General features: G+C 46.7%; 17 protein-coding genes and 2 pseudogenes. 6 read left to right on the top strand and 13 right to left on the bottom strand.

Annotation, left to right across the window (positions count from 1 at the left end; translation table 11 throughout):
- Nucleotide 1: 1 nt before the first annotated feature.
- A complete protein-coding gene (gene rsmI / locus D791_RS22175; protein WP_475095599.1) occupies nucleotides 2-514 on the bottom strand; it encodes a 16S rRNA (cytidine(1402)-2'-O)-methyltransferase in 513 nt (170 codons plus the stop codon).
- Between the two features lie 34 nt (nucleotides 515-548).
- On the opposite strand from rsmI, the gene D791_RS06805 reads away from it, so the two are divergent.
- The 4 genes from D791_RS06805 to D791_RS06790 are packed head-to-tail and all read left to right on the top strand — an operon-like array spanning nucleotide 549 to nucleotide 3,899.
- Nucleotides 549-2,351, top strand: a complete 1,803-nt coding sequence (locus D791_RS06805) for a penicillin-binding protein activator (protein WP_036509489.1) — start codon at nucleotides 549-551, stop codon at nucleotides 2,349-2,351.
- 7 nt (nucleotides 2,352-2,358) lie between these two features.
- Entirely contained in the window at nucleotides 2,359-2,709 is a 351-nt protein-coding gene (locus D791_RS06800; RefSeq protein ID WP_036509486.1) for a YraN family protein, read from the top strand.
- A 24-nt stretch (nucleotides 2,710-2,733) separates the two neighbouring features.
- Nucleotides 2,734-3,321, top strand: a complete 588-nt coding sequence (locus D791_RS06795) for an SIS domain-containing protein (RefSeq protein ID WP_036509483.1) — start codon at nucleotides 2,734-2,736, stop codon at nucleotides 3,319-3,321.
- Nucleotides 3,322-3,323: 2 nt separating this feature from the next.
- Nucleotides 3,324-3,899: a BON domain-containing protein gene (locus tag D791_RS06790; protein WP_036509482.1), complete on the top strand. Its 576-nt coding sequence runs from the start codon at nucleotides 3,324-3,326 to the stop codon at nucleotides 3,897-3,899.
- A gap of 44 nt (nucleotides 3,900-3,943) precedes the next feature.
- Here D791_RS06790 and D791_RS06785 read toward each other — a convergent pair whose 3' ends face one another.
- The 12 genes and pseudogenes from D791_RS06785 to glcC form a co-directional block, all read right to left on the bottom strand.
- Nucleotides 3,944-4,360 (bottom strand): ClpXP protease specificity-enhancing factor, encoded by a 417-nt coding sequence (locus D791_RS06785; RefSeq protein ID WP_036509479.1) that lies wholly within the window; start codon nucleotides 4,358-4,360, stop codon nucleotides 3,944-3,946.
- A 17-nt stretch (nucleotides 4,361-4,377) separates the two neighbouring features.
- Nucleotides 4,378-5,010, bottom strand: a complete 633-nt coding sequence (locus D791_RS06780; RefSeq protein ID WP_036509477.1) for a glutathione S-transferase N-terminal domain-containing protein — start codon at nucleotides 5,008-5,010, stop codon at nucleotides 4,378-4,380.
- 89 nt (nucleotides 5,011-5,099) lie between these two features.
- The gene (locus D791_RS06775) at nucleotides 5,100-5,873 is read right to left on the bottom strand and encodes a cytochrome c1 (RefSeq protein WP_036509474.1); all 774 of its coding nucleotides are present in this window, start codon (nucleotides 5,871-5,873) and stop codon (nucleotides 5,100-5,102) included.
- Nucleotides 5,873-7,128 (bottom strand): annotated as a pseudogene (locus D791_RS06770) (cytochrome b). Before D791_RS06770 ends, D791_RS06775 begins: the two are co-directional and overlap by 1 nt.
- Nucleotides 7,128-7,724 (bottom strand): ubiquinol-cytochrome c reductase iron-sulfur subunit, encoded by a 597-nt coding sequence (petA, locus tag D791_RS06765; RefSeq protein ID WP_036509471.1) that lies wholly within the window; start codon nucleotides 7,722-7,724, stop codon nucleotides 7,128-7,130. Before petA ends, D791_RS06770 begins: the two are co-directional and overlap by 1 nt.
- A gap of 287 nt (nucleotides 7,725-8,011) precedes the next feature.
- Nucleotides 8,012-8,404 carry a 30S ribosomal protein S9 gene (rpsI, locus tag D791_RS06760; RefSeq protein WP_036509469.1) on the bottom strand — a complete coding sequence of 131 codons (393 nt, stop codon included), beginning with the start codon at nucleotides 8,402-8,404 and terminating at the stop codon, nucleotides 8,012-8,014.
- A gap of 13 nt (nucleotides 8,405-8,417) precedes the next feature.
- Nucleotides 8,418-8,849 (bottom strand): 50S ribosomal protein L13, encoded by a 432-nt coding sequence (gene rplM / locus D791_RS06755; protein WP_036509466.1) that lies wholly within the window; start codon nucleotides 8,847-8,849, stop codon nucleotides 8,418-8,420.
- A gap of 170 nt (nucleotides 8,850-9,019) precedes the next feature.
- Nucleotides 9,020-10,129, bottom strand: a complete 1,110-nt coding sequence (gene zapE / locus D791_RS06750; RefSeq protein ID WP_036509634.1) for a cell division protein ZapE — start codon at nucleotides 10,127-10,129, stop codon at nucleotides 9,020-9,022.
- 115 nt (nucleotides 10,130-10,244) lie between these two features.
- Complete coding sequence (locus D791_RS06745) at nucleotides 10,245-11,912, bottom strand: GMC family oxidoreductase (protein WP_036509465.1); 1,668 nt, start codon at nucleotides 11,910-11,912, stop codon at nucleotides 10,245-10,247.
- A gap of 40 nt (nucleotides 11,913-11,952) precedes the next feature.
- Nucleotides 11,953-12,593: pseudogene (locus D791_RS06740) on the bottom strand (LrgB family protein).
- A 61-nt stretch (nucleotides 12,594-12,654) separates the two neighbouring features.
- Nucleotides 12,655-12,894 (bottom strand): CidA/LrgA family protein, encoded by a 240-nt coding sequence (locus D791_RS06735; protein WP_237748542.1) that lies wholly within the window; start codon nucleotides 12,892-12,894, stop codon nucleotides 12,655-12,657.
- Between the two features lie 199 nt (nucleotides 12,895-13,093).
- Nucleotides 13,094-13,789: a transcriptional regulator GlcC gene (gene glcC, locus D791_RS06730; RefSeq protein ID WP_337588612.1), complete on the bottom strand. Its 696-nt coding sequence runs from the start codon at nucleotides 13,787-13,789 to the stop codon at nucleotides 13,094-13,096.
- Nucleotides 13,790-14,042: 253 nt separating this feature from the next.
- Here glcC and D791_RS20315 point away from each other — a divergent pair, with 253 nt between their 5' ends.
- Nucleotides 14,043-14,435: a 1-acyl-sn-glycerol-3-phosphate acyltransferase gene (locus D791_RS20315; RefSeq protein ID WP_202806826.1), complete on the top strand. Its 393-nt coding sequence runs from the start codon at nucleotides 14,043-14,045 to the stop codon at nucleotides 14,433-14,435.
- Nucleotides 14,398-16,200, top strand: coding sequence for an AMP-binding protein (locus tag D791_RS06725; protein ID WP_202806825.1), 1,803 nt, complete (start codon nucleotides 14,398-14,400; stop codon nucleotides 16,198-16,200). The genes D791_RS20315 and D791_RS06725 overlap by 38 nt, the downstream gene beginning before the upstream one ends.
- Nucleotides 16,201-16,232: the final 32 nt, after the last annotated feature.

Below are 16,232 nucleotides of genomic sequence, written 5' to 3'. Positions count from 1 at the left end.
TCTAGACTGTCGAGTATACGATGGTGGATTCATAAAAGATAAGTGTCGAGGTTTCGTCAACCCATTGATTGAGCGTGCGCACACGACTAACACGCTTTGCTGGCAAAAATCCATAAAACATAAAACGGTCCGACGGCAAACCGGATGCACTTAACGCCGCAATAAAGGCACAACAACCCGGCACGGGGGACACCCGATAACCCGCTTCACGGACACTTCTCACCAGAATATAACCAGGATCTGAAATTAAAGGGGTTCCTGCATCCGAAACCAAGGCTATACTATGCCCTTTGGCAAGATGCTTAAGAATCAGCTCAATTCTTTGACTTTCATTGTGGTCATGGACTGAAATCATGGGCACTTTAATGTTAAAGTGTGCCATTAAACGACCTGAGTGCCGAGTATCTTCAGCTGCGATCAAATCGACCTGGCTCAGCACACGTATTGCACGTTCTGACAGGTCACCAAGATTGCCAATGGGAGTGGCTATGACATATAAAACCGGATCTGACATGATGTTTCCAAATACTTGCAGGAAAAAACAGTATATGACGAATAGATTAGCCTTGTCTTTGACTTTGCTATTTTTTGCTCTATTCCTATCCGCTTGCAGTACCCCTTCGACAGGCACTTTGCAGCCCACTCTTCCTAAGGATGATATTGTCACGCGCTTATTAAACGCCGCCAATCAAGCCAGTGGAGAACGCTCCGTCGAACTGCGTATTGAAGCCGCAAGGGTTTTATACTCCCGAAATCAAACCAATGATGCCAATCAAATCTTAGATCAACTGGACACGCGCACACTACCGACATATTTGAGTTTAAATATTGCCAGTATTCGTGCTGAACACGCGTTGTTGAACAACAATCCGCGCCAAGCCCTCGATTACTGGTCTTACGCACGCTTCCCAGCTGAGCTTGCTCCAGATGATATTTTAGAGATCAGCCAAAGCCGCTCTTCTATTTATCTGCAAACATCGGATCCGATCAGTGCACTTCGTGAGCTAGTCACGGGTACACAAATGACCGATGATAAGCAAACACAAAATGCACTTCGAGAATTGATTGAAAAAACCTTAGATCAAACATCTCTTGCTGATTTACATGCTGCTGTAAAAAATCCGCAGAATAATTATTTCGAACAAGGCTGGTTTGAGCTGGCGTTGATACAACGTTCTGACCTGTCAGCAGACGAAAAAGAAGATGCGTTAGAAGACTGGGAAGCGCTATGGGCACAGCACCCAGCGACCCTTTCCAGCCCAATATCCCAACAAACGCCCTTTTTCTCCGGCACCGCTCTTGAGTCTATAGCACCGGGTAGTCGTCGTATTGGCCTACTACTACCTTACTCAGGCCCGTTGGCCGAAATCGCCCGCTACATTACAGACGGCTTTACAACCGCGATGCTAACAGATGGAGCCTTGAATACACACATTGAAACGCTCGACAGCACGCAAATAACCAACCCAGAACAACTCTTTGAAATTGCGGCACAACGCGGCTTGGAAATTATTATTGGCCCCTTAGAACGTGAGTATGTCAATCGCTTAGCAGAGCTGCCCAACCACCCTGTACCCGTACTGGCCCTTAACCAGACCAATTCAGGCTCAAACCCACCCTTTCAGCTGGATTTATCCAGTGAACATGAAGCCACTGAACTGGCAAAGCGTGCATCTGAGCTGGGATATCAAACCGCTTTGATTATTACAAGTGATACCCCATGGGCGCAACGTTTGGGCCAATCCATAGAACAGGCATTTTTCAGACAAGGTGGACAAACGCTTGCTACGCTCGAATTCAAGGCGCAAGGCGATACCTCTGCACAAATTAGAGGCCTGCTTAACAATGATCGCCTGTTGGCCCAAACCATGCCGCGTCGCTCTCAAAGCGGCCAGCGCGTGAACGTTAGTCATGAAACCGATGTTATTTTCATGGCTGTTGATGCACGTGATGCCCGCTTAATTAACCCAATGCTGGCTTACCACTACGTTGCTAAAATTCCGGTTATGGCGACGTCTCATCTATTCGAAGGCTCGATTGATAACGTACGAGATACCGATCTGGCTCGTATCAGCTTCACTGATATTCCATGGCGCCTCTCCGAGTCTTCCGAACTACGCAATACATTAGCCGCTTCACGTGACAACACCCACACAAACGAAGGCAAGTTTTATGCACTCGGTGCTGATGCTTGGCGTTTGCACTCTGCCTTAAACGAACTAAGCATGCGCCCAGGAAGTTACATTGAGGGTGAGACAGGCCGCCTAAGCGTCGGCCCAAATAAACGCATCATACGCAGACTCTCTTGGGCTACGTTTACAAATGGAATCCCCCAACTCATAAAGGAATAAAATTTTCATGGATCGAAAAACCCTTGGCATGGATGCCGAACAAAGAGCGGAAGAATGGTTGTGCAATCAAGGTCTCATTCTTCTAAAACGAAATGCGCGATGCCGTCTTGGCGAAATAGACCTGATAATGTACGACCGTGATACCATCGTCTTTATTGAGGTGCGACGGCGCAAGCACGCTCAATTTGGTGGAGCCGCGGCTTCAGTTGATTGGCAGAAACAACGCAAGTTAATTCGCACAGCTCGCTATATTATGAGTGGACAAACGGGCTGGGATGGTTATCCTTGCCGTTTTGACGTTGTCGCTTTTGAAGGCGATCAACCACCGATTTGGTACAAAGATGCCTTCAGACCCTGAATTACCTACACTGGATATCCGTTAATGGAACTTGAAGAAAAAATTATTAATCAATTTCATCACTCCATGGAGGTCAACGCCCAAACGATTGAGCAATTCACTCCGCTAATTGCTCAAGCGGGCCAGTTGCTCTGTGAACGCTTAGTGAGTGAGCGTAAACTGCTCTGCGCTGGGAATGGCGCTTCAGGTGCACTGGCTCAACACTTTAGCAGCCTCCTGATTAATCGGTTTCGACACGAGCGTCCTGGCCTCCCAGCCCTTGCACTGAATGCGGACAGCGCCGCCATATGCGCCATTGCAGAAGACAGCAGCTTCGCTGATATTTATTCTAAACAAATCCGCGCCATTGGCATGCCCGGTGATATTTTGATTGCGATTTCAGCAAACGGTCGCTCTGCAAGCTTAGTCCAAGCAATACAAGCGGCGCATGACCGAGAAATGGATGTTATTGCTTTGACAGGTGGCGATGGTGGAAATATGACGGCACTTTTACGCCCCGATGAAATCGAAATATGCATACCGTCCGAAGATGAAATTTTAGTGCATGATGCACAGCTTTTAGTGCTTCATTGCCTTTGCGATTTAATCGATTATCAACTATTTGGAGCCTAACAATGCGCATACTCTTCTCACTGATGTTAATCAGCATTCTTACAGGGGTATCGGGTTGCTCGACATTTGTCAGCGCCACCCGCGAGACACCGATAGAGGAAAACGAAGGTCGCCGAACCCTTGGCAATTACATTGAAGACAACTCCATTGAGTTTAAATCCAAGGTGAATGTCAATAAAGGCAGTGACGCATTAAGAGCTTCCAACATTAACATCAATAGCTTTAATGGGCAGGTTTTGCTAACAGGTCAAGTGCCCAACCAAGCAACAAAAGCTGAAGCAGAACAAGTGGTTAACGTACTTCGTGAAATACGCAAGATTCATAATGAGCTCGAAATTGAAGGCCCTACATCTCTAATGATTCGCGCAAATGACACCTACTTAACTGGACGCGTAAAAGCTCAACTCTTGGCCGACAACAGGACTGAGGGTATGAGAATCAAAGTGGTCACAGAGAATGGCACTGTCTATCTGATGGGACTTGTCACCCCTGCAGAAGCCGATGTCGCTGTTGATGTTATTCGTGGAATTGTGGGGGTCAGACGCATTGTCAAGGTATTTGAATACATTGGCGTCTAGTTGACTTCTACATTAAACAAAAGGGGCTTAAAAGCCCCTTAATATTACTTAACCACTTTTAATCGTGGTTTTTCTTTTGGTACAGCTAACTTTGGTTTGTCAGGTGGTGGCTCTGTTGGGCCACGATCTTCGGCAACCAGCATCTCTGCACCAGGCTCCATACCAAACCCCATACCCTGGCCATTTTCTCTTGCATAAATGGCTAAAATTGCGGGTAAAGGTAAAAACACATTGGTTGGAACCCCACCAAAGCGGGCATTAAACGATACACCGTCCTGATCCATCACCAGATCTTTGACAGCAGAATACGACACATTCAAGATCAACTGTTCTTCTCGCATAAATTGATCGGGAACCATCACGCCTTGAACTTGAGTATCCACCGCAATATGCGGCGCCATGTCGTTATCGGTTATCCACTCATGTAATGCTTTTAACAAATAGGATCTACTCGGTGTCATATACAACCTCAGAGAACTTAGTCTCTCATCTCGCGTTCAGCGTCTGATAAGCTCGCTTGGAAAGACTCACGGCTAAACAAACGTTTCATATAGCTAAATAATGGAGCACATTGCGTCTGGGACAACTCAATCTCCATCACAGGCAAACGCCACAAAAGAGGCGCTATACAGCAGTCTACAATCGTAAACTCATCGCTCATGAAGAAGGGCTTTTCACTGAAAATCGGTGAAATAGAAACCAAACTGTCACGCAATTCTTTGCGGCAACGCTCAATCTCATCATGATCCGCTACGCCTTGCAGAATTGTATCTGCATATTTGCACCAATCTCTTTGAATACGGTACATAAACAAACGGCTTTCAGCACGAGCAACAGGATAGACAGGTAACAGTGGAGGATGCGGAAACCGCTCATCCAAGTACTCCATCATTACTCCCGACTCATACAACACCAACTCTCTATCCAACAGAGTTGGAAGACTGTTATAAGGATTTAGACCTACAAGATCTTCAGGCATATCGTCAACTTTACAGTCAACAATATCCACCGCGACCCCTTTCTCAGCCAGAACAATTCTTACACGATGGCTGTAGTGGTCATCGCCATCTGAAAAAAAGGTCATGGAAGAACGTTTTGCTACAACTCCCATCGAGTTACCCCACAAACAATCGATTGCTATAAACAAAAAAATCTACGCGGCCTAACGACCGCGTAGCTTCATAAACCAATACCTGAGTATTAGTGTATATCTCTCCAGTACTCTCTCTTCAGCAAGTATGCGAAGAAAGTGAAGATGGCCAAGAATATTAGAACATAGGTACCAATACGCTCAGACTGCAAGCGCGAAGGCTCACCGACATACGCCATAAAGTTAACTAAGTCATATATTGCTTGATCAAACTCGGCAGGACTCATACTTCCAGTGCCCGCTTGAACAGTCAAGCATTGGCCGCTACGCGTTCCTGTCAACGGATCCAGTGTACCACTAAATCCACCACGAGCTTCAAGTTCTTCACTTGTACAGTTGTTGATAACCACACCCTGAAGATCTTCAAGCACGTTTGGCATACCTACGTCCTTGAAGAGAGCATTGTTAACACCCCAAGGTCTTGAGTCATCACGGTAGAACGTACGCAAATAAGTATACAACCAATCAGTACCTCTTAGACGCGCTTCAAGCGTCAAATCAGGTGGTGGCGCACCAAACCAACCTGCGGCATCAGTTTTACTCATAGCGATGGTCATCTGATCGTGAATTTTAAGATCACCACGAATCAAATACTCTTCTACCAAATCATGAGGCAAACCAATATCATCGGCTGTGCGCTCAAAGCGTTGGAACTCCATGGAATGACATCCCATGCAGCGGTTAACATATAGCGCCATACCTCGCTGTAAAGAGGCTTGATCTCGTAGATCTGGCTTCATTGAATCTGTTGGATACGCACTGGCAGCCGCCTGAACTACAGCTGGCAGACACACCATCAATAGTGCAAATAGAAATTTTTTCATCAGCCTGTCACCCTTTGCGGAACTGGTTTAGTACTTTCTAACCTGGTGTAGAAAGGCATCAGGAGGAAGTAACCGAAGTAAAGCACGGTACAGATTTGAGCCACAGTCGTGCGCGCATCTGTCGCAGGCAATGCACCCAATACGCTTAGAATTACAAAGCTGATCGCAAAAACAACCAAGTAAATCTTGCTAATCCAACCTTTATAACGCATTGATTTTACAGGGCTACGATCCAACCATGGCAATACGAATAGAATCGCAATTGCAGCCCCCATCACCACAACACCCCAGAACTTAGCATCTAAGCCAAAGAGGTTGAAGGTTACGGCACGCAACATAGCGTAGAAAGCCGTGAAGTACCATACAGGTGCAATGTGATCCGGTGTTTTCAGCGCATTGGCTGGCTCAAAGTTTGGCCTTTCAATGAAGTAACCGCCGCCTTCCGGGAAGAAGAAAACAACAATCGAGAAAATAAACAAGAAAACGCCCACACCGACAAGATCTTTGACGCTGTAGTAAGGATGGAAAGGAATGCCGTCTTTCGGAATGCCATTTTCATCCAAATTCTCGCTAATTTCGATACCGTCTGGGTTATTCGATCCTACTTCATGCAATGCAATGATGTGCAAAACAACCAATGCAAGAATAACGATTGGTAAAGCCACAACGTGCAACGCAAAGAAACGGTTCAGAGTAATACCAGAAATCAGGTAATCACCACGGATCCACTGCTGTAGATCAGGACCAATCACTGGGATAGCACCAAACAGAGATACAATAACCTGAGCACCCCAGTAAGACATTTGTCCCCAAGGCAAGAGGTATCCCATGAATGCTTCGGCCATCAACGCAAGATAGATGGTCATACCAAAGATCCACACCAACTCACGTGGCTTACGGTAAGATCCGTACATCAATCCGCGGAACATATGCAGATAGATAACAACGAAGAATGCAGAAGCTCCGGTAGAGTGCATATAACGCAACAACCAACCGTACTCAACATCACGCATGATGTATTCTAATGAAGCAAACGCCCCCTCATCTGAAGGGTTGTAACTCATGGTCAACCAGATACCCGTTACGATTTGGTTAACCAAAACCAACAATGCAAGCGAGCCAAAGAAATACCAAAAGTTGAAGTTTTTAGGCGCATAGTATTTAGCAAGATGATCATCCATAGCGCTGTTGCTGGGAAACGATCATCAATCCAGCCCATTAGGCCTGGGTTTCCTTTATTGCGATGACCAGCCATTATGAAGCCTCCTGATCTATACCGATGATAAGCGTCGAATCATCCAGATACGAATGAGGTGGGATAACCAGATTAGTCGGTGCAGGCTGTGCACGGAATACGCGACCCGACAGGTCAAAACGTGATCCATGACACGGACAGAAGAAACCGCCTAACCACCCATCACCCAAATCAGCGGGTGCAATTTCAGGGCGATAGGTTGGTGAACAGCCCAAGTGAGTACAAATACCGATCAGAACAGCGTACTCAGGCCTTAAAGATCTTGCCGGAGTTTTTGGTATGTAATCAGGTTGTTCTGAACGATTTGACTCTGGATCAGCCAATCGATCATTCAAGCGTTCTAGATTCGCCAAGGCTTCTTCGCCACGACGCACGATCCAGACCGGCCTTCCTCGCCATTCAACAATCATTTGCTGACCAGGCTCTAGCTTACTCACATCCGCTCTAGCAGGCGCACCTGCGGCTTTTGCTTTTGCACTAGGATGCCAGGACGCTACGAACGGGACAGCCGCACCTACAGCACCCACTGCGCCTAACGCAGATGTTGCACCGAGGAGTAGCCGACGCCGACCTTTATTCACGCCGTCATTGCTCATTAACTTCATCTCCACTCATTCGACGACCACTTTCCGAAAAATACGGTCAGTTCCGTCGCCAGTCATTTAAAACCCACAAATCGGATTCTTCAAATGGCGCAAATAGTAAAGAAAATACCCGATTTTTACAAGGTTAAAACCAGTCTACCTTAGGCCTATTCACATTTAAAAAACAGCCTAATACGCAATTAAAGTTTTGAAAAAAATAAAAAACCACAAAAAAACCCGAACCATGAAAGATTCGGGTTTTTTGATAAGAATCAATTTGCCCAGAAGGCAAACAAAAATTAACGCTTGGAGAACTGTGGACGCTTACGCGCTTTACGCAAGCCGACTTTCTTACGTTCAACCATACGCGAGTCACGAGTCACGAAACCAGCTTCACGCAAGGAAGCACGCAACGTCTCATCGTACTCCATCAAAGCACGTGTAATACCATGACGAATAGCACCGGCTTGACCGAAGCCACCACCACCTGCAACCGTTACATATACATCGAACTTTTCAGCGGTACCCGTCAACTGCAACGGCTGCATAACAATCATGCGCGCAGTTTCACGACCAAAGTAGTTTTCCATGGTGCGTTGGTTAATAGTGACCTGACCTGTACCTGGACGCAAGAAGACGCGAGCAGTAGAGGTTTTACGACGGCCTGTGCCGTAATACTGAGTAATAGACATATTCGCCTTCCCCTTAGATATTCAGTTCTTTAGGTTGCTGAGCCTGATGCGGGTGCTGATTACCAGCATACACTTTCAGCTTAGTGTACATAGAGCGACCAAGTGGGCCTTTTGGCAACATGCCTTTTACAGCCAATTCAATCGTACGCTCAGGGAAGGTTTGAATCATCTTAGTGAAGTTTGCTTCCTTAAGACCGCCTGGGAAACCAGAATGACGGTAGTACATCTTATCATTGCGCTTGTTGCCTGTTACGTGCACTTTCTCAGCATTAACAACAACAATGTAGTCACCTGTGTCCACGTGTGGAGTATATTCAGGCTTGTGCTTGCCACGCAGACGGCGAGCAATTTCAGTTGCCAAACGGCCTAAGGTTTTACCCTCTGCGTCAACAACGTACCAGTCGCGTTTTACTTCGGCTGGCTTAGCGCTTACTGTTTTATTCATGAAATGATCACCTTAACTCGATAAGTCTCATTCCGCACCACAAGAGATACGGGCCCGACTTAGCTTATAGTTATTCGTTGGACAAACATTATCCAACCTTCACGTTCCCAAATTTTGGGAGCGGGCATTATACTGACTTTATCTCAGCTTTACGAGCACTGTTTTGCTTTTTATGCAGATCGATGTTCTCTTGCCAAGTATTCATGCGACTGCATTTCAAGCAAACGACTTTTAGTGCGTTCGATTTCAAAGGACAAGCGACCTTCGGTGTAAATATCATGTATGCTGGTTTCGGCAGATAAAATCAACTTAACGCCACTGTCGTAAAACTCATCCACTAAGTTTATGAAACGCCGTGCCGCATCATCATTCTGGCGCCCCATCTGTGGGACATTACTGACCAGCACTTCGTGGTAGATTTTCCCCAACTCGATATAATCATTCTGAGAACGTGGGCCTTCGCACAACTCTTTAAAGTCAAACCACACAACATCTTCGCACACACGCCGACATTTAATTTGACGACCGTTAACCTCAATCAGCTTATCCCGCTCAGCGATGTCGATATCCGGTGCTAAGCTTTCAAAGCTTTTATTCAAGCTGATGTCCGCGTCTGCATCTAGCGGAAAATGGTACAACTCGGCTTGCTCTAACACCCGCAGACGATAATCGATACCGCCATCAACGTTCACGACCTCGGTATACTTGTTGAGCAGCGCAATTGCGGGCAAAAAGCGCGCACGCTGCAATCCATCCTTATACAAACCATCAGGCACAATATTCGAAGTGGCGACTAAGGAGACACCGTTTGCAAACAATTGCTCCAGCAACCCGCCCAAGATCATGGCATCGGTTATATCCGTCACAAAAAACTCATCAAAGCAAATAATTCGAGTTTCGGCGGCATACTTTTTACCGATTTCAACCAACGGGTTTTTAGTCCCCTCAAGCTGCTTCAGCTCTTTATGAACCCGCTGCATAAATCGATGGAAATGCGTGCGTGTTTTATGTTCAAAAGGCAGACTGTCGTAAAACGTATCCATCAAGTAGGTTTTGCCACGCCCTACTCCACCCCAAAAATACAGACCTTTTAAGGGCTCTTTCGACTCTTTACGCATAATCCCCGTCAAACGACGAATCATACTGGGCACAGGTGCGTTAACAGACGCAATCAGCTCATCGTATAAGCGTTGAAGATGCTTAACCGCCATCTCTTGTGTAGGATCATAGGTAAAATCATCACGCTGAAGATCTTTTTTGTAACGCTCTAAAGGTGTCATTAAGCTCCAACCCCTGCCAATCGTGTAAAACAAGCGCGCAACTTTACTGCGCGCCGACTTGACTTGCAATTATTCGTTGGCCTTAACGAATAATCCTTTACCATCGGCCATCATTTTATGGGGTTATCTCCCCTAAAATCCAGGCTGACGCCTTTTCTGCAATCATTAATGTGGGTGAGTTCGTATTTCCACTTGTAATGGTTGGCATGACACTGGCATCCACCACCCTAAGGCCCGAAACCCCCTTCACTTGCAAACGCGAATTCAAGACCGCCATAGGGTCATCGTCGGCCCCCATTTTTACGGTTCCCACCGGATGAAAAATCGTGGTCGCAATATCGCCAGCTAAGCGAATCAACTCATCATCACTTTGATACTGCACGCCCGGCTTAATTTCTTCAGGTTCAAAAGGCGCCAGTGCTGGCTGGGCTACGATTTGGCGCACCTGCTTAAGACTTTGCGCTGCAATCAAACGATCTTCATCTGTGCTCAGATAGTTTGGACAAATATGAGGTGAGTCCTCTACGCTGGCTGAAGCGATTTCGACCACACCGCGACTGGTTGGATTTAAATTGCAAACGCTTACAGTCATCGCAGGAAAGGGGTGTAGATTTTCGCCAAATGCTTCTAAACTCAGCGGTTGTACATGATACTCCAAGTTTGCATAGTCCTGTGCTGGGTCAGACCGAGTAAATGCACCTAACTGGCTCGGCGCCATACTCATAGGCCCCGAACGTTTTAGCAAATACTCCGCACCAATCATCGCTTTCCCCCACACACTATTGGCCAGTGTATTGAGTGTTTTCACACCCTTAACTTTGAAGACTGATCGTATTTGCAAGTGATCCTGTAGGTTTTGTCCAACGCCTGGTGCATCAACCCAAACATCGATTCCATACCGCTGCAATAGGGCTTTAGGCCCAATACCTGACAACTGCAACAACTGTGGCGACCCTATTGCGCCTGCCGACAAAATCACCTCCTTCGCTGCCATCACAGAATCACGCCCACCAGAGCGAAGAACACGAACACCTGTAGCCCTTGGCACACTGTCTTTTCCAGACGCCAATAGGATTTTTTCAACCTGAACTTCTGTCCAGACCGTTAAATTGGGTCTTTCCAGAATGGGGCGCAAAAATGCCTTCGATGTATTCCAACGCCAACCTGACTTTTGATTCACCTCAAAGTAGCCAACTCCCTCATTATTCCCTGTATTAAAATCATCCGAACGAGGCACTCCAGCCTGCGTCGCCGCCTCGGCAAATCGCTCTAAGACCTCCCAACGCAAGCGCTGCTTTTCAACTCGCCATTCACCGCCATGCCCGTGATTCTTTGCAAAGGACTGCCCTTCTTTTGATTCTAAAAAGGCGGGGTCATCTAACCGATAATGATGCTCATGTTTTCTAAAATACTGAAGCACCTCCTCCCATCGCCAAGATTGATCCTGCGTAAGCTCGGCCCAGGTATCGTAGTCCCTCGCCTGCCCTCTCATATAAATCATGCCATTGATAGAAGAACAGCCACCCAAGGTTTTACCCCGAGGATAACGCAACACACGCCCATTAAGACCAGCATCCGGCTGAGTTTGATACAACCAATCCGTTCGAGGATTCCCAATACAATACAGATAACCAACAGGAATATGTATCCAGTGATAATTATCCTTTTTTCCTGCCTCAATCAACAATACCCGATTCGATGGATCTCGACTCAAACGGTTTGCCAACAAGCATCCGGCGGAACCTGCACCGACGATGATGTAATCAAATTCTGTAACTGACATCCTGATACTCACTTTTGATCAGCATAACGCTGTATTATTTTTATAAACCCATCAAGCGAACAACAAAGGGCACCAAAATCGAACTAAGCACACCGGTTAACCCCATGGCTAACCCAGCAAAGGCGCCGGTCAGAGTGCTTAATTGCATCGCATAAGCCGTCCCAAAACCATGAGCCGCCAACCCCAGAGCGAATCCTTGACTCGCCTGACGCTTTACGTTGAACAAACGGAAGACTAAAGGGGCCAACAAACACCCCATCACCCCTGTAATCAAGCAAGTCCAGCCGCCAAGGATGGATAGCCACCGATTTGTTCTGCAATCCCGATCGCAATCGGTGAGGTCACCGACTTAGGCGCTAAGGATAGAAGCACCTCTGTAGATCCCCCCAAGACATGACCTATGGCAACCACCGTGATCACCGCCGTCACACTCCCCGATAGACAGGCAAGCAAAACGGGAAAAAATAAACGTCGAATACGCGCCAAGTGATCGAACAGTGGAATGGCCAAGGCAACTGTCGCCGGCCCCAGTAAAAAATGGATAAATTGTGCTCCCGAAAAATAGGCATCATACTCCGTGCCTGTGTGCATCAACAGTGTAATGATAATGGCCATGGCAACCAGCACTGGATGTAAAAAAGCCGAGCCCTTCGCCCACTCATTCAGTTTTTTCGCCAGCATAAACACAGCCAGCGTAACAATAATCCAAAACAGAGGCTGCGCTGAAAAATAGACCCAGAACTTAGTTAACTCCATGATCCTGACCTTCCTTTGACTTAAACCTTTCCATCACCCACGCCGCCACGATCAGGGTCAAAAATGTACTGACCAAAAGTGCCACCAATATGATCCACCATTGTTGTTTTATCTGATCAGCAAAGACCATCAAGCCAACGCCTGCGGGAATAAATAACAAGGAAAGGTGCGAAATCAAACCTGTCGCTGTCAAACGCAAACCATCTGGCACGCGCCCTAGAATCATCAACCTACCAACAAGATAAGCATTCCAGCAACTGGTCCGGGAATAGGTGCATTGATGGCCATCATCAAAAGCTCACCCAGCAACTGACACAACAATAAAATAAATAAGCCCTGCAACATACACTTCAATCCTCTATAACAATTACCATCCATTTAAACGCATGGATGCTCGTATTAAACGCTGTTCTTCAGCTTCAATTTCATACAGACTGTCTCGAATACTGTGAATGTGATCCACTGCCGCCCTCTGAGCTCTCGGGGTCTTTATCAATAACAGCGTCAAACAGACTTGCATGCTGCTTATTAATTTGACACATAGCAGCAGGGCGATGGTACAAATTATTTACAGAGGCAAACACTGAGCTAATCATTAAGTCTGTCAGCGATTGCAGTGTTTGCACGAGTACGGGATTGTGGGAAGCCTCACAAATAGCCAGATGAAAAGCATGATCTAAACGAGCATGTTCCTGGGGCTTAAGTGCCTTACCCCCTTTATGAGCCTCTGCCCACTCCACATAGCGCCGACGAATCATAATCATATCGGCGTCTGTAGCTCTCATCGCGGCCAGACGCGCAGACTCACCCTCTAAGAGAGCACGAACCTCTAGCAAATCATACAGGGTGCGGGGATGATCGCTAAACAAATGCATTAAGGGACTGGAGGGTCCGTTTAGCAGAGGCGCAACATAAGAGCCCTTACCCTGTTCCGTTCGAATAATACCGCGCGCCCTTAGTAGCTTTAACCCCTCTCGTAAGCCAGAACGCGAAACAGCCAGCTTTTCGGTTAAACGTCGTTCAGAAGGCAAACGCTGCCCGACGCTTAACACACCATCTAAGATCAGCGTTTCAATTTTCTCTGCCACCTGATCAGCAACCTGTGCCGTTGTTTTTGACATAAATACCTCGATGCACCCGGTACAACCAAGAGGGCGAGTATGATCCTATTTCCACCATCATAGCTTGATCTGTTCAGGAATTATAAACGCTAAACGCAATCCAGCTTTTAAAACTGGTCAGACCAGAATTGTACGCAAAGACACTGAGGACATTTATGAACCAAACTTGACAAATCGGGTCAACTTACAAAGACTAAAACGCCAGTATTGAGACAACATTTCTTTAACCCCCAATTTGATGCTAAAGACCATTATGATACGCAGGATAACGGAATACCTTTTAAGGACAATTTTTGAACGCTTATTCAAATTAACACTTCACCAACAAGAAGGCGTTGATTTCTCACAACCGCGTTTGCTGATTATTGCAAATCATCAGTCTTTTATTGACGGTATGTTACTGGCGCTCTACTTACCGATTAAACCCGTCTTTGTCGTGCACTCTGATGTCAGCGCCAATCCTTTTTTCCGTTTTTTTCTTTCCAAAGTTGAATTTGTCTTAGTCGACCCTGCCCACCCGATGGCAATGAAAACCGTCATTAGACTTATCGAGTCTGGCAGACCCGTTGTGATCTTCCCCGAAGCGTATCACCCAGACAGGTTCCTTAATGAAAATATACGAAGGCCCCGCTTTTGTCGCGGCTAAGGCACAAGCAACACTGCTACCCGTGTGCATCGACGGCGCTTCACGCACGTATTTTTCCAGACTGTCAGGCAAGCACCCACGACAACTCTTTCCCAAGCTCAGCTTAACCTTCTTACCTACACGCCCCTTCACAATGCCTGAGGGTGAAAGTGCAAAGCTACGTCGAAAAAGAGCAGGAGAAGCCCTCAGACGCGTGATGCAAGAGATGATTTTCACTTCGCGCAAACCTGAAACGCTCTTTTCCTCTCTATGCCACGCAAGCAAACTGTACGGTAAGCGTCGTAAGCTGGTTGAAGATATCAAGCAAATTGAATACTCCTACAACGACCTGCTCAAAATGGCGTTAATGCTTGGAAAAAAAACGGAAGCATTTTCAAGTGAACACGAAAATATCGGTGTTCTATTACCGAATCTTGCTCCGACCCTTGGGTTGATTTTTGGCATGACCGCTCGACAACGCGTCCCAGCCCTACTGAACTACACAGCAGGAGTCGAGGCACTACAATCTGCCTGCGACGTAGCCAAAGTGACAAAAATCATCACCTCTAAGGCCTTCATAGAGCAAGCAAAGCTTGAGGATAAAATAGCTCAATTGCGCGGAATCACCTTTCATTACTTAGAGGATATTCGTGCCAGCATCACGCTTGCAGACAAATTATGGCTGGTGGGCTGGGCACTTCATCGCCCCTTATCCTTTGAGAAGCCTGCCTCCACGGAATCCACCGCAGTTGTTTTGTACACATCAGGCTCTGAAGGCAAACCCAAAGGGGTTGTTCTCTCTCACCGTGCCATCATGGCCAACATTAACCAAATACGGGCAGTAACTGACTTTTCAGTCTACGACAAGGTGTTTAATGCCTTACCTATCTTTCACTCATTTGGTTTAACGGCAGGTGCTCTTTTGCCTGTTCTATCGGGGATGAGCCTATTTTTGTATCCAACTCCCCTGCATTATCGAATAATTCCAGAATTATCCTATGATCGAGGATGTACAATCCTATTTGGCACCTCTACTTTCTTAAATCATTATGGAAAATACGCACACCCCTATGACTTCCACCGCTTACGCTATGTGGTTGCGGGAGCTGAAAAACTAACGGACTCTGTGCGCAATCTTTGGTTCGATAAGTTTGGTCTGCGTGTATTTGAAGGCTACGGCACAACCGAAACCGCACCCGTATTGGCCGTGAACACTCCGATGGCCTATCGCTATGGGAGCGTCGGACAGTTTCTTCCCTTGATTGAGTCTCGCATCACGCCCATAGAAGGCATTGAACAAGGCGGCGCGCTGCATGTACGAGGACCCAATGTGATGTCCGGCTACTTAAAAGTGGATCAACCCGGCATTCTACAACCTCCCACGTCCAGTGTAGGTGACGGCTGGTACGAAACAGGCGATATTGTTGAAATAGATAACGATGGATACATCGCAATCATTGGTCGATTAAAGCGCTTTGCGAAACTCGCGGGTGAAATGATTAGCTTAGAAGTTGCAGAAACTCTTGCCTATGCGGTTTCACCCGACAAGCTCCATGCCGTCTCCTCTAGACCCGATACCCGAAAAGGCGAAGCTTTGGTGCTATTCACAACCGACCCAACCCTCACGAAAGATCAACTCTTGAAGCATGCACAAGCATCGGGGGTGAGTGAGATCGCGGTGCCTCGTGAAATACAATACGTTGACACATTACCGCTACTTGGAACCGGCAAAATAGATTATGTAACGCTTAAAACACTTGCTCAAAGGACTTTACCCATACCCTAACCAACGGAGGCTATCAATTACTGGTCAGACCA

Origin of the sequence: Nitrincola nitratireducens, assembly GCF_000585235.1 — a bacterium.
Taxonomy (GTDB): domain Bacteria; phylum Pseudomonadota; class Gammaproteobacteria; order Pseudomonadales; family Balneatricaceae; genus Nitrincola; species Nitrincola alkalisediminis.
Note: the sequence above shows the minus strand (reverse complement) of the source record. Positions and strands in the feature narration are given on the sequence as shown.